Below are 17,913 nucleotides of genomic sequence, written 5' to 3'. Positions count from 1 at the left end.
TCACGCCTTTTTTAATTGTATGATCACAGTTGTTCCATTTTCTCCATCACTGTCAATATTAATTTTTCCTTTTAGTTTCCTTACAAATTCTATCACTATAGAAAAGCCTAATCCACTTCCTTTTTCATTTTCAGTTCCTGAGCTACTCACCACATGCTTACCTTCTAAAACCTTTTGGATTGCAATTTTCGACATTCCCACTCCGTTATCTCGAATCCGAACTTGAACAAAAGAGTTGTGCTTTTCTGCATCTAGTCTAATCTCACCTCCCTTGTCAGTAAACTTTACTGAATTGGAAAGAATATTTCTAAAGACTGTTAAAAGTGCGTTTTCATCTGCTAAGACCACGAGGTCTTTATCAATTGAATTAATAATTTTAATACGCTTTCCTGCTAACTGATAATCAAATAGCGCAATGCTTCTTCCTGCAATTTCGCGAATATTTAGCTTCTTGAATGTAAAATCAAAATCACCAGACCGACTAAAAGTCCACGACAGCAATTGGCTAGTTAGTAATGATAAATTCTGCACCGATTTGGTTAAATAATCCACATAAAGAGATTTTCTGCTTTCACTCTCCTCTTTTTGTAACAATGTTAGCATTGCTTCAATATTCCCGATAGGCCCTTTCAAATCATGAGCAATAATTCCAAATAGTCTATCTTTACTTTTATTGGCATTTAATAGCGTTTGCCTGGCTTTATATAATTTATATGCTAAAAAAATAGAAATAATAAGGAAAATAGCAATTGAAGCTCCTATGAAATATTGCAACTGGATCAGTTCTTTTTGGGCAGCCAATTCCTTCTGCTTTTCTGAATTTTGAATTATCAAATTGTTATTCTCTCTTATTTTATCTTCCACTTCATAGCGTGTCTTTATCTCTTCAAGTTCACGGCTTCTCTCCGATGCAATTAGCGAGTCTTTTGCAATACTATGGAATTGGTGGTATTTGTAAGCTGTTTCAAATGCTCCCTGTTTTGCATAATTTTCGGCAATTAATCTGTACACCTCCTGTCTATCTCTTATTTCTGATGTTTCATCCATCATCTCAAGCGAATTTTCATAGTAATAAATCCCGCTATCGAAGGCCTGAAGCTCTGTGTAAACTTTTCCTAATGTATAATAACTGAAAATCAAAACTGATTTAAACTGATGTTTTTCTTGTAAGTCAGTTGACTGATGCAGTAATACTTTTGCTTTTTCATATTGGCCAAGCTCCAGGTAGGATTCAGCCAAATTGGATATATTTATAGCTGTTCCAAAAGCGTTATTCAGTTTTTGGTTAATCTGCAAGGATTTTTCATAGTTGCGAATGGCACTTTCGAAATCGCCTTGAAAGAAATCTACTATTCCTACATATTCAAAATTCCCAGCAATATTTGCTGAGTCATTCGATCGAATCGCATTTTCCAGCATCTCCTGGTAGATTTGCTTAGCTTCGTCAAATTTATTAAGACTAACATAAATCCCAGCTAAAATATTTGATGCAGTGATAAGGTTTGAAGTGTCTTTAAGTTCCTTAAAAATTTCGATCCCTGTCAAAATCTCTTCAATTGATCTTACATTATCTGTCATTCTCCACAGAGAATGGGCTATCCCGATATGAGCTTGACCCTGAATATTTCTATTCTGATTTTGTATTGCCAGTGCTTTCAGTTTTTCATACTTCACCAAGGCATCGGGATAATCTCCGATGGTGTACAATGCATCAGAAAAGTTTAAGAAATAAGTAAGCTTCTCTTTTTCTGATTTAAAGGAAATGGAACCCTCTTCAATTTTAGAATAAAAATGAACTGCAGAGGAATAGTCTTGAACGCTTAGAGAAGAATCTCCTTTTTGAAGGAAATGTGAATAGGCTTTGACGTCTTGATCAAAGCCTATAGTAAAATTTATAATCAATAAATGTAAAAGTAATATCACAGTGTCTCAAAAAGTTGTAAAACTCAAATTAAGCTATTGTGACTAAATTCAATAGATATTTTAACTATTTTTTTCCTTTTAATTTTTCGTATTCTCGTTCAACAGAATTGTAAGAATTGTTAACATACACTCCGAAGAAATGTAACACTATACCTATTCCCCACCCCAATGTCATCCATGCAGGCCAGGGAAGAAAGAAATCGCCATAACTACTCCCGAAACTTCCTGTAAAATACCATAACAACCAAACTAATATATTCACCGAAAGGTAAGTTGTTAGGTGTCGTTTAAATCCAACTCTAGCTTCAGCTAGTTTCCATAATTCTTCATCTCTGTTTTCCATAATACTTATTTAAATTGATTTTTATAAAATTGATGCTTAATACGGTTTAACTGACTATCAATTACTTTTTATCTGTTACTAATCATTCACAATATTGAATATTATACCAGCATATAAACTCCTTCTGGTAAGATAATTGGAATTATAGTTACTGTAATCATAATTGTAGCTGATCGAGTTTTCATTTTTGAAATCAAAGACATTGGCCATATTAATAAAGACAAGACCATTTAGTTTACTTGACAATTGAAACAACTTGCTTGCTCCTATAGAGAAATTTGTATAAGGCTTAAAGAAGTTAGGCGATGATTGCGCATGAGGTGCATATACATCTAAGCTTGAAATAAATTGAGCACCATTCACTAATTGAAAAGTATTTCCTCTGAAGGCTTGAAATGAAGCATTCAAATTCCATCCTGGGTAAGGAATATACTTTAAAAAAGTACGAGTAAACCATTCCCAGTTGCTATTTTGATGATAAAATGAAGCTGATTGATCTAGCTGAAATTTCTGTTTACAGAAAAAACTTAATCTACTCTCGCTGCCGGCAATTGAGCTATCTCCGTCATTTCGGAAAAAACTTTGATGCAGTGCCCAGCCCTTTTGTTTGAAATCCAAATCAATACTTGATTGAGCCTGTTCTATTACTTGAGGATCAGTATCTATGCGCGTTTGGTAATATTGTCCATGGCCTAACTTCAACTGCAGGCTTTTATTTATTTTCCATAAATAATTGAACTGATAGCTCCACAATTGCTGGCGACTGTTCGGAATATAAGCTGTTCGCATTCCTAAACCGAATGCATGTTCACCCCATTTTTTGCGGCCATACAGATAATACTCGTGACTTTGCAGCTGTTCTTTTGAATCAATTGCAGTTGAGGGGTGTTCAGGTGCCAACGCATAAGCAAAAGCGGGAACCCTACCCTGAAATCTACTATTTTGGTTCCAGTAGGCATAGCCTGTTTTAAATACATCACCCTCTTTACTATAAGTGAAATTTGCCGATGCATAGGGATCATTGTTTTGTAAACTATATTCTAGATTACCAAAATGATAGTGGTTTTGGCTAAATGAATTGCCTGCAACCACTGAGGCTTGCCAAGCCCCAAAATCCTGTATCCACTGAGCAGTGGTGATGCTTCGTTCAGCATTTTGTAAAAATCCATCTTGATAGCTGGGATGTTCAAAATTGAAATTATACGAATCAACTAATCCATACTGGTAGATCTTAAGAGATCCCCATGACTGATGGGTGGTGAAAAGCGCACCGCCTTCGTAGGCATTAAAACTATTGATATCTTCAAAATTACGTGTATTGACTCCCTTTAAGATTTCATCAAACTGATAATTTCCAAAAACCCCTAAATTAGATTTTTCTCCAAGCTTTCCACGAGCTGAATATCCTAGGTTGGCCATAGATATACTAGCCGTATGTTGCCAATAGTCTGGAAATCGATCTGCTAGTTCTAGCACTACAGTACCGGAGGTAGCTTGACCATATTCTACCGGTGGATTTCCTGGAAAAACGGTAGCACTTTTTAGAAAATCGGTATTGAAAATACTAAGTGTTCCAGTATTCGTTAATTGTGCATATTTAACAGGATTCTTTACAGGAACCCCATTCAAGAAGTAACCGGTTTGTTGCGGTGAAGCACCCCTAAATGCTACAGCCGCATTTTCATCTTTCGTAGTTGATGACATCTGTGTATTAATAGCTACCAAAGCATCTGCTTTAGAGTTCGGATTTGTATAGATATCCAAGGGTTTCAATTTCTCGAAAGCAAAGTTTTCAGCTCCTAAAACGCTGGCCTTTACCTCAACAATTTCCAACTGTTGGGAAAAAGGTTCCATATTAATCAGGACATTATCATCCTGCTCAGCTACAATAAGTATCCTTTCTTTATATCCAATAAAACTGCAAACTAAGGTATCACCGATGTTAAGACCCGCTATTTTAAAGTAGCCATTGCTATTCGTCACAGCATTAATGTTATAATTGCTTTTCATCCAAATATGGGCTCCGGGAAGCGGTTCATCATTTGAAACGATCTTCCCAGAGATTGATATTTGTCCCAACACACTGTTCAAGGTAAAAAACAAGCCTATTAAACACAATAACTTCTTCATCATTGAAAACTGTTTTCTTGATCAATTAAAATACAGCTCTTATTTACTTCTTTTAGCTTCAGGCAATAGTTGAGAGGATACCCATTTAAAGTTTGGCTCAACAGTTAGAGCCTTTTCGTACACTTCAATAGCTCTATTATTTTGACCAGTAGCTTGGTATGCCTTCCCTAAACTAGCCAATGTATTTAAGTATAGCCATCCTCTATAATTTGCCTTTTCATATAGCGCTATTGCTTTTTCAAAAGTCTTCACTGCAGCTTCTTTATCACCACCAAAAGTTTCCGGAGTATAGAATAGTGAAGTTCCTGAAATCATATTAACAATCGGTGAATCACTATTCTTCTCTAAAGCACTTTCAATTGCACTTGAGCTTTTAGGCCCATAGTACATGCCTTTCCAAGGAGAATAAGCCATGATAAAACCATAGATGGAAGATCGAAGCGCCATCGCTTCTGCCTTATGAATTCCTTGCTCTTCTAGACTTTCAAGGTATTCTAAAGCGGGATCAACAAATTCATCAAACTTTTCCTCATTGGATGAAACCATTGTATTATTCAAAATCCCATAGTAAGCTATTGCTTTCTGTAGTGACCACTCCTTATCAGATTGATTAAGTGACGACTCCCATAAATTTTCACTGCTCAACAGATATGCTTTATACATTAAACTATCTGCTTTCTGCGCTTTACTTAATTGTGAATTGATTACAATCATCAAAACAACTGCTAAAAACATTCTAAACTTTTTCATAATAAACTACTTTATTTTATAAACTACATTAAGATAAAAAAAAAGACTCTATAAAGTCTCAATATTTAAAAAGATCAATCTGTCGGTTTAATGTACGACCGCAATGCGTTTAAATACGTCTCAAATGCATCAACGCCTTGATCTGTTATTCTACAACTTGTGTGCGGATAATTATCCTTAAAAGTCTTTTCAACTTTTATATATCCAGCATCCTTCAATTTATTAACCTGAACGCTCAAATTTCCTGAAGTGGCACTTGTTTTCTCCTTTATATAATTAAAGTCCGCCTCTTCAACATTCATTAACAAACTCATAACAGCCAAGCGTAACTGCGAATGTAATAAAGGATCTAATGGTTCAAACATGATTTATACGTTTAACTTTTTAGGCAACAAATGACCTGGAATTATAAAACTGACAATTACAGATAATGACAGTAGGAATAACTGTGTTTCAAATCCAAAATAAAAAGCAGCAAAGCCAACCAACATACTTAAATATCCACCAACACTCAGAGCCTTAAATTTAATAATTCCACCAGTACTAGCTGTGCCAATACCATATAAAACCATCAAAACAGGATAAATTCCATTCCACCCTAAGGCCGGAGAGGCAAATAAAAACACAAAAAGTGCTGCAATAAATGCTTTCCAAACTGAGGCTAAAGCGCGATCTGTAAAACTAACTACTCTCGCTTTCTTTTTCTTACGACTAAAATAAATTCCGTTGATTATTCCTGCAATTGGCATAGTCAACCAAACTAACCAAGCCATTTCAATACCAAATTGATATTGCAAAACATAATGAGTCATCGATGACACAGCTACAGCATAACCCCACATCAGATAGATGACTTTATCTTGGCTAATGTTATATTTAGTTGTACTAATCATCTCTGAGATGATGTTCAAACTTTCCTCTACTTTTAATTTATCTTGTTCCATTTTCTATTATTCTTTATAGACTCCCGAAGTTTAAACTTAATTTAATACCAAAATTGTTTAGCTCTTGCGGATTCAAAATAGCATCTGCATCGAGAAAAGCCATTCGATAATACACTCCAGCTGAAATATGCATATAACTATTGACTGAATACCAAAATTTAAGATTAGGCTCAATAAAAAAGAAGCCTTCTTCCAAATCGTCAATTGAATAATCACCAGAACCAGCCAAAACATCCCCTCCAATTCTTACAGACTCTCTCACTTCATTAAAGTATCCAAACATCATTCCTCCATAACCAATCGAACTCAGCTCTCCATTACTTGTAGCTAATGTATTCGATCCGCCATAACCAGCCCCACCCAAGTAAAAGTTAGAATTGATTACCCAAGCTCCGCCTCCACCAACCAAGAATAAATTCCCGCTATTGGTAAACTCTGATCCGACATGTACTCCTCCGAATCCGCCTTGTGCTCTCACATTTTCAGTAATCATCACTGAAAAGCAAATCAAAACCGCAATTAAATATTGTCTTTTCATGGTTCACTAATTTGTTGACATTACAAATATAATTTAGTTTATTTTATAAACCAAATTATAAAATAATTTTTTTAAAATATTTACAGATTCATTGTTATTCTTGCTATTGGGTACGACAGGCTGTAAACGAAACACTCAATTTTCTCAGTTCTTAACTCCGCTAAATGAACGTGCTTTGAACAACATCATCATGCTGATATGAGATACAAGGCAATTAGATGACTACTTTGCCGTCAAGGAATAATAGGTTTAATGAAATATCGAGGTCGGGTTTGAAAGTCAGTGCGCTTAAACAATAGTTTTAAGCAAGTTCCAAAGCATAACTTTTTTAGTAGTGTCTTGATTAAGTTCAGCAAGATCATGTGCATAGATCGCATTGCCTTTATTTATTTTAAGAATTGAGTATTCGGAGGACTGTACAAACTGGTTATGAAAAGAAAGGAATAACTTCAAATGCTGAATAGCTTTCAATTGCTCTGGGTGCTCATGAATGATTTCATATTGACCTTCTTCTATATTTATAGCTTTTAATAATTTATTAAGTGTATCTCTTTCATGACTACCTAAATTTTGATTCACCAAAATAACAACTTCCTTTTGTGCTTTCTTAGGCTCTTCAACCTTGGGTTGTGACTTAATTTCACTTTGAGGCTCCTTAACTTCGTCTGAAGCAGGACTTTCGGTTTCCGCAGCATATACTACTTTATCGCTATCATCTTTGAAAACGTATAGTTGATCACCATTAAATAGTTGAGCTAAGTAGTCTTTTTCTATTTCCATTATTCATCCAATTTAAAAATAGATTTCAATTCTGTAGCTTCTTCTGGTTTCATTCTTTTCCCTAGCACTAGTCTTAACTGACGTCTTCGCAGTGCTCCATCAAATAATTCTTGTTCCTCCTCCGTTTCAGGAATTAATTCAGGAACATCAATTGGTCTGCCCGATTGGTCAACCGCCACGAAAGTAAAGAATGCGGAATTGGAAGGGTATTTTTTCCCAGAAGGTATATTCTCTCCTTTTACCACAATATGAACCTCAACTGAAGAACTAAAAGCTCTGGTCACCTTAGCTTCCAGGGTCACTACATCTCCTAAAGCGATAGGATGCTGAAAAGAAATATTATCTACAGAAGCCGTAACCACTATCCTGTTACAGTGCTTTTGAGCAGCAATGGCTGAAACAATATCCATCCAATGCATCAAACGACCTCCCATAAGGTTATTCAGCGGATTAGTATCATTGGGCAATACCAATTCGGTCATGATGGTGTAAGTATCTTTTGGATTTTTCGCTTGTTTTGGCATAATTAATCTGATTTATCACAAAGATAAAACATAGATGGCAAACCGACTTCTTAATATTGTAATTAACTCGATTAGTTATCAAACTTTCTACCTAAATAAACTAAGACTTATGTATAAAAATACCTTGATTTTTTATACCTTAATAAATTAAAGATTAACCTAAGCAGCAAAAATTCCCTACCCCTACATGAAACTAGAAGAAAAAGATTGGACCATTCCTCTAATTTATCTATTTGCAGGAATAATATGGATTGGGCTTAGTGATGAGTTACTTTTCTTTTTGGGTGATGAGTTTCAATTAAGCACAAATTCAATTAATACACTTAGCCAATGGAAAGGCTTCTTTTATGTGGTGCTCACTACATTTCTTTTATATTATTTAATAAAAAGAAAAACCAATTCCATTGAATCTGTTAAAAACGATTTCAGAAGATTGTTTCGTGACAATCCGAATCCTATGTATATTTTTGACATTAAAAGCCAATCTATCTTATTAGCTAATAAAGCCGCAAGCTCGCAATACGGCTATTCCATTAAAGAAATGAGCTACTTGCATTTAAATGATCTAAGACCTGCATCTGAGAAGACAAAATTACAATTGCATTTAAAAGATTTAAATGAAGAATTCGCAGATAGCGGTGAATGGTTGCATCAAGACAAATTTGGGCATTACTTCTATGTTAATATTTATTCCCACAAATCATATTACAAAGATCGAGAATGCCGAATAGTAAATGCTATAAACGTAAATAAGAAAGTATTAGCAGAATTAGAACGCGAAAACTTCGAAAAAGCACTAGATAAAGCAGCACTAGTATCAATAACCGGTATAAATGGAGATATTCAAGAAGTTAATAGCGAGTTTTGCAGGGTGAGCGGTTACAATAAAAATGAACTAATTGGGCAACCTATTGAGATTTTAGAATCAGGCTATCACAGTCCAGGATTATGGAATGATATGTGGCAAAAAATAAAAACAGGGAAGATATGGCGAGCAGATATACAAAACAAGAAAAAGTCTGGTGACTTTTATTGGGTAGATATCGTGATCAGCCCAATAAAAAATCATAAAGGAGAAGTTTATAAATTTATGTCCATCAGCTATGACATTACAGAAAAGAAAAATCTACAGCTGAACCAACAAAAGTTATTAGATGACTTTACAGATTATGCATTTCAAACTTCTCATGAACTGCGAGGGCCATTAACAAGCATGATGGGACTAACCACCCTTTTCGAAAAACATGAAGACCCTTCCTACCTGATTGAAAAATTAAAAGCAACTGCTGAGCAAATGGATGTTGTTATTAGAAAAATGAATGACAGCTTAAGTAGAACAGCTCTAAACCTTATTCAAGAAAAAAGAGATAATCAATCCTCTGGATAAGGCACATAAACAAAACTTGTCATATCTGTATCGATTACAAACAAGCAACAAAATTCGTCCGGATTTTTATAGGCTTCTTTAAATTCTTCCACTTTGTCTTCATCGACTATCTTTCTTTGCACGAACTCATCCAAATAAGTTATGAAATAATTCCAAGTCAGGTTTAGCTCACCTGCTCCAATTAATACCTGACCTATTGGTTGTTCGGTTTTACAAATAGGGAATATTGGGTACTCTGAAAAGCCACGCTTACGCACAGCATAAGACGCCTCCTTCAGGGTATCTGAAATGGCAACAAAATCTTCGGTTATTGTCCCTAAATATTTTCCGCTTAATTCGGGGTTATTATCCATAATCTAATCATCAATTTTAAAGCATTGCTTCATCTGCAAAGCTGTAATATTTATCTTCTGCAAAGATAATATGATCCAACACTGGAATATCCAGTAATTGACCACTTTCTTTCATTTTTCTGGTTAAACGAACATCTTGCTCACTAGGGTTGCGATTTCCGGAAGGATGGTTATGAGCCAATATCAAAGCGGAAGCCATTTGATCTATAGCCTCCTTAAAAATAATTTTTACGTCCGCCACTGTACCCGAAATTCCTCCACTGCTGATCCTCTTCATCCGAATTACCCTATTTGCTCTATTCATCATGATCACCCAAAATTCTTCGTGATGTAAATCAAGCAATACAGATTTCAATAAATCAAAAGCATCTTGAGAAGCAACTATCTTTGGCTTTTCCTGAACAGCCGACTCTTTCCTTCTTCTACCAAGCTCTAAGGCGGCAATAATTGAAACCGCTTTAGCCTGCCCTATTCCTCTGAACTTCATTAATTCCTTTACAGAGAATTTTGCCAGATGGTTTAAATCATTACTGACCTCAGATAAAATATTTTTTCCTACATCTATGGCTGATAAAGATTGAGTGCCAGAACCAATTAAGATCGCTATTAATTCTGCATCTGATAAAACAGATCGCCCATGATTCAACAATTTTTCTCTAGGTCTGTCGGCTTCTGCCCAGCTTTTTATACTAGAAACGGCAGCGTAATGTTCATTTTTCATTTGGGTTGATTAAGGTTGAAACTTATCATAGCTATTATGGAATACTTAGTGTTTTACAAGTACTCACCTAATAGGCAAAATAAGAACACAATTTCACTTGCAGTCTTATCTTATAGTTCATCTAACAAGCCCAAAAGTATTAAAATAGCACAAACTAAAAAAGCCTCAACTGATGGAGTTGAGGCTTAAGATAAAAATCTTAAAAATTCTTAAGCTAATTTAGCTACGTGCTTTGCTAATTTAGATTTGTTATTATCCGCTTTTTTCTTGTGGATAATGTTCTTTTTCGCCAATCTGTCCAACATTGAAGTTACAGTTTTCAACAATTCCTCAGCTTGCGCTTTGTCTTCTGTAGCTCTCAATCTACGGATATAAGTTCTCGTAGTTTTAGCCTGATATCTGTTTCTCAAACGTCTTGCCGCACTTGAGCGAATTCTTTTTAATGCTGACTTGTGATTTGCCATATTGATTTATGTCTATTGAAATTCTTGCTTTCTTTTTAAGGACTGCAAATTTAAAAGAATTTGTTTTACTAAACAAAGTCTAATCGTTTTTATCATTATTTATTTTGAAAATAATGCTAATTATTAATAATCAGCAAGCTTTCACTTAATAAGATTTACAAAAATACGCTTAATTATTGAAAACTCACCTATTGAATTGAATTCTGTTCTATGGTTTTTACAACTACAATTTATACTTTAGAAGTTTAATTAGCCAAAACCATCAAATGAAACGAGCCCCCCTAATATTGCTAGCTGCTGTTTTAGTGCAAATTATAGCTTCTTTTACCTTCAATAGAAAGCCAAGCTGGGGTTTCTTTGCTCATCAAAAAATTAATCGCTTGGCAGTTTTTACACTACCTCCTGAAATGACTACATTTTACAAACATCATATTCAATACATAACAGAAAATGCAGTAAACCCAGATAAAAGAAGATATGCTGTGGATTACGAAGCTCCTAGGCACTATATAGATTTAGATGTTTATGGAGATAGTGCGGTTTATAAAATGCCTCGATACTGGAATGATGCCATTGAAAAATATACTGAAGACACATTACAAGCTTATGGCATAGTCCCTTGGCACGTCCATTTTGTGACCTATCAGTTAACAGAAGCTTTCAAGGAAAACAATGCCGAAGATATTTTACGCTACTCCGCTGACCTAGGGCATTACATAGGCGATGCTAATGTTCCTTTACATACTACTGAAAATTACAATGGACAATTAACTGATCAGTATGGAATTCATGGCTTCTGGGAGTCTCGTCTTCCTGAGCTTTATTCGGAGGATTATGATTTTTTCGTTGGCAAGGCAGAATATGTTGAAAATACACAAATAGCAATTTGGGATGCGGTGAAAGAAGCTCATTTAGCACTAGATTCTGTATTCAGCTTCGAAAAGAAATTAACTAAAAAGATGGATGACGACACAAAATACAGTTCTGAATTGAGAGGAAATGTCAATGTGAAAGTTTATTCTAGAAATTTTTCCAAAGCCTACCATAAAATGCTCAGTGGTCAAGTAGAAAGAAGAATGAGAAACTCCATCAAAATGGTAGGGGATTTTTGGTACACTGCATGGGTGAATGCAGGTCAGCCTGATTTGGATCTTTTGATTGATGAACGCCCTATTTTTAGTAGAGATGAATTTATTACTAACTCACAAAGCAACAAATTGAGGCGACACGAAAGTGGGGTTGAAAATTAAGAAGGCATCAAGTCAAAAGAATTGATACCTTCCAAACTAGTTTAATACTTTCTTAAAAATAATAGGAGTAATATCCTTTCACTCCTTTTTTATTCACACCCCGCACAACTACTTTGCCCTTTATTGATTCTAAAATATTAGATAATTCCTTTGGGCTGTTTACTTGATTTCCATTGATGTCAGTTATAATAAAGCCTTCATCAATATTGAGTCGTTTAAAAAACCCGTTTTTCACATCCACTACTCTTACCCCACTTTTGATATCTAATAAATTTCTTTCAACCAGCGGAACACTTTCAAATTCAGCTCCTAGTGACTTTGAGAAATAGACATCCCTTTTCAATAATTCAGTTGTATTCTCGCTATTAGTTAAAATCAACTCTTTCTGAAGATTTTTACCTTTACGCTCCACGGTCAAATACAATTTATCGCCAGGAGATAACATGCTAAGTTTTTCTTCAAATTCAGCATGAGTACTGATATCTTCCCCATTAAATTCACGGATAATATCACCTTTTTGAAGATTTACTTTATCAGCAGCACCTTTCTCTTGGATGTAGCTTACCACTACGCCATCTAAATTGTCGGTTTCCAATTTATCTGCTATTTCTGGACTAAGACTTGAAACCTCTGCCCCCAGAAAAGCTTTTTGAACCATTCCATATTCAATGATATCCGAAGCAATTTTTTTGGCTATATCAATTGGTACTGCAAACCCATAACCTGCATATGAACCTGTTCTTGATAGAATAGCTGTATTAATCCCCACTAGCTCCCCTTGAGGGTTAACTAATGCCCCACCGCTATTCCCAGGGTTGATAGCAGCATCGGTTTGAATAAAAGATTCTATCGGGAAATTACTTTTCAAAATATTCAATTCTCTACCTTTAGCACTGACGATTCCAGCTGTTACTGTTGAAGTTAAGTTAAAAGGATTCCCAACAGCTAACACCCAAGAACCTACTTGCAAATCTTTAGAAGATCCTATGGCAATAGCTGGTAGATTTTTTTCGTCTATTTTCAATACTGCTAAATCAGTGGAAGGATCTCTTCCTACTAAACTTGCTTTGTAGGTTTTCTTTTTCCTCACTACTTCAATATCATCTGCTCCTTCAATTACATGATTATTCGTAATGATATATCCGTCAGATCTAAAAATAACACCCGAACCAGAGCCTACTTGCTGCATACTACCTCCTCCACCGAGCCATAAATCCAACCAAGAACTTCTTCCATAGGCTTCTGAAACTGTTTTGATATAAACAACACTTTCACGGCTATTTTTCGAAGCTTCCACAAAATCAACCTCAGGTATTGAGCCTGTTGCTTTGCTATTATCTTCGCGCTTTTCAAATACTACATTTCTTACGGGAGTTGAGATGGCAGAATCTTCCATTATCATCTCCTGCTTACTATCAGTTAGGTAAAATATTAGTAAAGCACCCAAAATCGCTCCTGAGAATGCACTTAGTGTAGTTTTCAAATATTGGTTCATATTTCTTCTCTTTATCAAATAATTATTTAATGCTTTTTTACGACATATATTGTGCCGTTTATCATTACGAAAAAGAAAATAATTCTGTTCAGAATTAAAACACAAAAAAGGCAGCCCTTACAGACTGCCGTTACCCAGTAATTATTGTTAACCTAAACTGGATATTATCCTCCTGCCCTATTCAACTCTTCCAAATTGGTATTTCGTTGACGGGCTTTGAATTCCTCTCCTTTACTAAATCTATATCTTAATGAAAATCCGACACTTTGCTGTCCGAAGTATTGACTGAGTTCATTTACATTTCCATTTATATTTGCAGATCCCTGAAACCTTCTTGTTCTAAAAACATCATTAAAATTCACAGAAGCTTCTAACTTTTTATCCATAAAGCTTTTTTTGATGCCAAAATCTAAACCCCATTGTGCTTTGATTTCATAAACGCCCCAAACTGTATTGGATCTATAGTCTCCATTAAGTTCTACCCTAAAATCTTTAGGGAGCATGAAAGTGTTATTGGCTCTTACCATAGCTGAAGTAGCTTCATTTTCTACTCGATTGTTAAACACCTCAGTTGTAAAATCCTGATAAAATACAGTTACATTTCCATTTATTGACCACCATTTTGCTGGTTGAAAGGGTATAACAGCTGTTGCAGAATAATTTTCTTGACTTTCCAAATTACTTTGTTTGAATACTGTGGTACCATCTTCAGGATTTTGAAGTGGTATTTCGGCTATAAAGTCTGTGGTGTATCCATAATTTAATACCAAATTAAACTGCCGCATAAACGTTTGAGTTATACTCATAGAGTGAGTCATTTGCGGTTTTAAATAAGGATTACCCTGCGCCCAAGTGTAAGGATCTAAGTACAGAATAAACGGATTCAAATTATCATAGTTAGGTCTATCAATTCTTCTGCTATAGTTATAATTAACTTGGTAATTTTTACCTACATTATGCTGCAAGAAAAAGCTTGGAAATAGATTAAAATAATTCCTTTCTGTCTCAGTGTCTAATGTTAAAGATTTACCTAAAGAGAAGGTTTGTTCTGCTCTTAAACCTGCTTTATAAGACACCTTCTCAGATAATTGGCCCGAGAAACTGGTATATGCAGCCATAATCTGTTCTGTATAAATAAAATGGTTGGAACGGTTATCATCCAAAGACTTATCACTACCCTCAACTATATAAAATTCAAGATCATTATCTGAAGTTACTTGACTTGCCTTTAATCCACTTTCAATTTTCTGCCCCCATAATTTACCTTCATAGTCAAATTGACCAGAATAAATATCATATTTGTAAGGGTTATTATTTTCTAACATTTCAACCGATGTAGGCTCCTCAGTGCCCGCAACATAATAGGAATTCGTAAAAGTTGCACCTCCAGTATTAAACAGCTTTACAACATTAAAATCAAGCGAATACTTCGTTCCATTGGTATCAAGCTTTTGTGTGTAATGGAAGTTTCCTTGAGTATTCATGAATCGCGTACTCATATTATTGGCTGATTCCACATACTGATCTACTCCTGACTGATTGAGATCCGAATTTATGTCAAAATCACCCTCACGATCTTGTCCGTATAAATTGAACATTACCCCAATTGATTGCATTTCATTAATATCGTAATCTGTACCAATTCTAATTGCTGGCACTTGTCTCAATACTACCTCTTTTGCATCTTGGTCAAAAATAGTTTTTGTTCCATCCGTTTGGTTTATTTCTCGATAGAAGTCAGCATCTCTTATTCGACCTCGCTGCGAAAAATCTGCATTTAAGAATGAATTCCAATCACCTTTTTTATGATTTAATTGAACACCTGCATTATAATTATGAACTTCATTATAACGGTAACCAGCATTTACATTTCCATTTATTCCCTGAATATTATTTTTCTTTAAAGTGATATTAATTATCCCTGCATTTCCTTCTGCATCATACTTTGCTGATGGATTATTGATGATTTCAATATTCTTAATGTTATCTGCTGACATTCCTTGAAGCATATTCTGCAAATCAGTGGCTGATAAGTATGATCTTCGTCCATCAATCATAATCTGCACTCCCTGCCGACCGTTTAATTGGATGTTTCCATCTTGATCAATAAATACCCCTGGTGATTTCTCTAAGACCTCAAAGGCTGATGTTCCTGCAGCCATTGCAGTTCCTTCTACAGAAACCACCATTTTATCAGCCTCCACTATTACCTGAGGTCTTAAAGCTTGTACTTCAACTGCGTCCATGACTTGTATGTCTTCTTGCAATTTTATGGTATTAAAATCTACTGTCGGATTATTGCTGTTCACGGTTATGCTTTTAGAGAGATAGGTTCTAAAACCTACTGCTGAAATCTTTAAATAGTAATCACCATATTTTACATTGATTTTGAATTTACCCTCTGCATCTGTGATGCTTCCAGTTAGTAAACTTGAATCCGAAGATTGATAAACCGCCACATTACTATAAGGTAGTGGTGCATTCTGATTGTCTTTCAATTCACCTTTTATCATTCCGTTTTGCGCTTGAGCAAATGATGTTAAAAAAAGTGTTAAAGTAAATAGAGCTAAAATAGTTTCCATGTTCTTAAGCGTTTGCATGTCTTGTTCTTTAGTTAATAGATGCGTTCATGCTAACACTCGATGCATGGAATGTGCCATATTCTGTAAATGGTGAATTTTGGGTTTAGAAGGTGATTTTAATAAAAAATGAAAAAGCTACTGTACGTTTATGAACATCTGCGAAATCTAAAAGCGTACAATTGCACAAATTTCAGACTGATAGGAAGACAGAATCTGCATAAGCTTTTCGATGCCGAAGATATTACAATAGCATAGCATTAAAACGTATAATGCTATGCTGTCCTAAGCTAAATAATGTTCAAATCCTTGCCAATCTCTTCAATTTGGTTTAAGGTATAGTCTAATTGCTCCATGGAAAAGCCTGCTGTAACCGTCATCCTCACACGAGTCAGCTTTCGAGGAACTGCCGGATAAGGTACAGGATTGACAAAAATATTTTTTTGATGTAAGCGGTAGGTCATTTCCTTCACCTTATTATCATCGCCAATTATGATTGGAAAAATAGCTGTTTCAGCATTTCCTATGTTAAATCCAGCCTTCAACAATCTGTCTTTCACGTAGCGAATATTCTCCCAAAGCTTATCCATTCCTGCTTCTTGCCTTGAAATTAAATTCAAAGCTTCAAATGAAGAGACCACAGACCCGATAAAAGGAGAAGTTGAAAACATATAGGATCTACTAGTATATTTTAAATAATTGATCAATCGGCTTGAGGCCGCAACATAACCACCAACAGAGCCCACTGCTTTACTCAATGTTCCGGTAATGATATCTACCTTGCCTTCCAATCCAAAATACTCTAAAGTGCCTTTACCTGTTTTGCCAATAACACCTGTTGCATGAGCTTCATCTACCAAAACCCATGCTCCATAGTAGTGAGCTATATCCAATATTTCAGGAAGCTTGCATATATCTCCATCCATTGAATATACGCCATCCACAACCACCAATTTGTTGATGTACTTATTTTGAATGTTTTTTAATACCTTTTCCAATGAGGCAGGATCGTTGTGAGAAAAGAATTTTTTATTGGAACCCTTACTTCCGTCTATAAGACTTGCATGAGCAAACATATCATAGATAGCCACATCTCTATGCCCTAATAGCCCTGAAATAGTACCGATATTTGCCCCATAACCAGAACTGTAGACAATGGACTGTTCCATTCCTTTCATTTCCGCAATCTTTTCCTGCAGTTGCTTAATAATATTCATCGAACCACTTAATAGCGGCACACCTCCAGCTCCCGCTCCGTAGTAAGGGGCAATTGCTGTTACTTTTTCTAATATCCTGGGATCTTGAGTTAAATTCAAATAGTCATTAGAAGCAAAATTGAGCATTTCCCTTACTTCTTTTGTGACAGGATCAATTATTTTAGATACCACCTTGGAGCCATTAATTGATTCTCGCTCGTATAAGAAACGCTCATTTGCTTTCATATCAGAAAACCAGCTGTTCATCATATCCATTCGACTGTCCCACTCGGCATATTCCAGCTTTGGGTCGCCCGTAAAATTGTATAATGAATATTTGTTTGCATCTATTTCTCCTGCCGGAGAAATATCAAAATACATATGGTCAATCTGCTCTTCTTCAAAAAGATGATAGTGCTTCCTTGAGCTGGTGGGTTTAAATGACATTTTGTAAAATTTTGGTTTAGTACTTTGTAACAATAATAAGAAATGGGTAAGCACAAATGCAAACCCATTTCAATTAAATTTTAAGTTAT

The 17,913-nt window shown here is 35.2% G+C and carries 17 protein-coding genes; 2 read left to right on the top strand and 15 right to left on the bottom strand.

Going from position 1 to position 17,913, the window contains the following annotated elements; translation table 11 throughout:
* From FTRAC_RS15525 to FTRAC_RS15485, 9 genes are all read right to left on the bottom strand, one after another.
* Entirely contained in the window at positions 1–1,902 is a 1,902-nt protein-coding gene (locus FTRAC_RS15525) for a tetratricopeptide repeat-containing sensor histidine kinase (protein WP_041649910.1), read from the bottom strand.
* Between the two features lie 85 nt (positions 1,903–1,987).
* Entirely contained in the window at positions 1,988–2,266 is a 279-nt protein-coding gene (locus FTRAC_RS15520) for a 2TM domain-containing protein (protein WP_013455220.1), read from the bottom strand.
* Positions 2,267–2,344: 78 nt separating this feature from the next.
* Positions 2,345–4,399 carry a TonB-dependent receptor gene (locus FTRAC_RS15515; protein WP_041649909.1) on the bottom strand — a complete coding sequence of 685 codons (2,055 nt, stop codon included), beginning with the start codon at positions 4,397–4,399 and terminating at the stop codon, positions 2,345–2,347.
* Positions 4,400–4,435: 36 nt separating this feature from the next.
* Complete coding sequence (locus FTRAC_RS15510) at positions 4,436–5,146, bottom strand: tetratricopeptide repeat protein (RefSeq protein ID WP_013455218.1); 711 nt, start codon at positions 5,144–5,146, stop codon at positions 4,436–4,438.
* 74 nt (positions 5,147–5,220) lie between these two features.
* Positions 5,221–5,511: a winged helix-turn-helix domain-containing protein gene (locus FTRAC_RS15505; RefSeq protein ID WP_013455217.1), complete on the bottom strand. Its 291-nt coding sequence runs from the start codon at positions 5,509–5,511 to the stop codon at positions 5,221–5,223.
* A gap of 3 nt (positions 5,512–5,514) precedes the next feature.
* Positions 5,515–6,090 (bottom strand): hypothetical protein, encoded by a 576-nt coding sequence (locus FTRAC_RS15500; RefSeq protein ID WP_013455216.1) that lies wholly within the window; start codon positions 6,088–6,090, stop codon positions 5,515–5,517.
* 13 nt (positions 6,091–6,103) lie between these two features.
* Positions 6,104–6,628, bottom strand: coding sequence for a hypothetical protein (locus FTRAC_RS15495; RefSeq protein WP_013455215.1), 525 nt, complete (start codon positions 6,626–6,628; stop codon positions 6,104–6,106).
* 288 nt (positions 6,629–6,916) lie between these two features.
* Positions 6,917–7,408 (bottom strand): DNA polymerase III subunit psi, encoded by a 492-nt coding sequence (locus FTRAC_RS15490; protein ID WP_013455214.1) that lies wholly within the window; start codon positions 7,406–7,408, stop codon positions 6,917–6,919.
* On the bottom strand, positions 7,408–7,932 hold the full coding sequence (locus tag FTRAC_RS15485) for an acyl-CoA thioesterase (protein WP_013455213.1): 525 nt from the start codon (positions 7,930–7,932) through the stop codon (positions 7,408–7,410). Before FTRAC_RS15485 ends, FTRAC_RS15490 begins: the two co-directional genes overlap by 1 nt.
* A 187-nt stretch (positions 7,933–8,119) precedes the next feature.
* Here FTRAC_RS15485 and FTRAC_RS15480 point away from each other — a divergent pair, with 187 nt between their 5' ends.
* Positions 8,120–9,319, top strand: coding sequence for a PAS domain S-box protein (locus FTRAC_RS15480; RefSeq protein ID WP_013455212.1), 1,200 nt, complete (start codon positions 8,120–8,122; stop codon positions 9,317–9,319).
* Here FTRAC_RS15480 and FTRAC_RS15475 read toward each other — a convergent pair.
* The 3 genes from FTRAC_RS15475 to rpsT all read right to left on the bottom strand — a co-directional run bounded on the left by FTRAC_RS15475 (position 9,304) and on the right by rpsT (position 10,857).
* The gene (locus tag FTRAC_RS15475; protein ID WP_013455211.1) at positions 9,304–9,672 is read right to left on the bottom strand and encodes a hypothetical protein; all 369 of its coding nucleotides are present in this window, start codon (positions 9,670–9,672) and stop codon (positions 9,304–9,306) included. The two genes, FTRAC_RS15480 and FTRAC_RS15475, sit on opposite strands and share 16 nt — an antisense overlap.
* Before the next feature lie 16 nt (positions 9,673–9,688).
* Positions 9,689–10,393, bottom strand: coding sequence for a RadC family protein (gene radC / locus FTRAC_RS15470; protein ID WP_013455210.1), 705 nt, complete (start codon positions 10,391–10,393; stop codon positions 9,689–9,691).
* A gap of 209 nt (positions 10,394–10,602) precedes the next feature.
* A complete protein-coding gene (rpsT, locus tag FTRAC_RS15465; RefSeq protein ID WP_013455209.1) occupies positions 10,603–10,857 on the bottom strand; it encodes a 30S ribosomal protein S20 in 255 nt (84 codons plus the stop codon).
* Positions 10,858–11,123: 266 nt separating this feature from the next.
* Here rpsT and FTRAC_RS15460 point away from each other — a divergent pair, with 266 nt between their 5' ends.
* A complete protein-coding gene (locus FTRAC_RS15460; RefSeq protein ID WP_013455208.1) occupies positions 11,124–12,107 on the top strand; it encodes a zinc dependent phospholipase C family protein in 984 nt (327 codons plus the stop codon).
* Positions 12,108–12,159: 52 nt separating this feature from the next.
* On the opposite strand, the gene FTRAC_RS15455 is transcribed toward FTRAC_RS15460, so the two are convergent.
* From FTRAC_RS15455 to FTRAC_RS15445, 3 genes are all read right to left on the bottom strand, one after another.
* Entirely contained in the window at positions 12,160–13,602 is a 1,443-nt protein-coding gene (locus FTRAC_RS15455) for a S1C family serine protease (protein WP_013455207.1), read from the bottom strand.
* Positions 13,603–13,766: 164 nt separating this feature from the next.
* Entirely contained in the window at positions 13,767–16,202 is a 2,436-nt protein-coding gene (locus FTRAC_RS15450; protein ID WP_013455206.1) for an outer membrane beta-barrel family protein, read from the bottom strand.
* Between the two features lie 269 nt (positions 16,203–16,471).
* Positions 16,472–17,824, bottom strand: a complete 1,353-nt coding sequence (locus tag FTRAC_RS15445) for an aminotransferase class I/II-fold pyridoxal phosphate-dependent enzyme (protein WP_013455205.1) — start codon at positions 17,822–17,824, stop codon at positions 16,472–16,474.
* Between the last annotated feature and the right edge of the window lie 89 nt (positions 17,825–17,913).

It is taken from the genome of Marivirga tractuosa DSM 4126 (genome assembly GCF_000183425.1).
Lineage (GTDB): Bacteria > Bacteroidota > Bacteroidia > Cytophagales > Cyclobacteriaceae > Marivirga > Marivirga tractuosa.
Note: the sequence above shows the minus strand (reverse complement) of the source record. Positions and strands in the feature narration are given on the sequence as shown.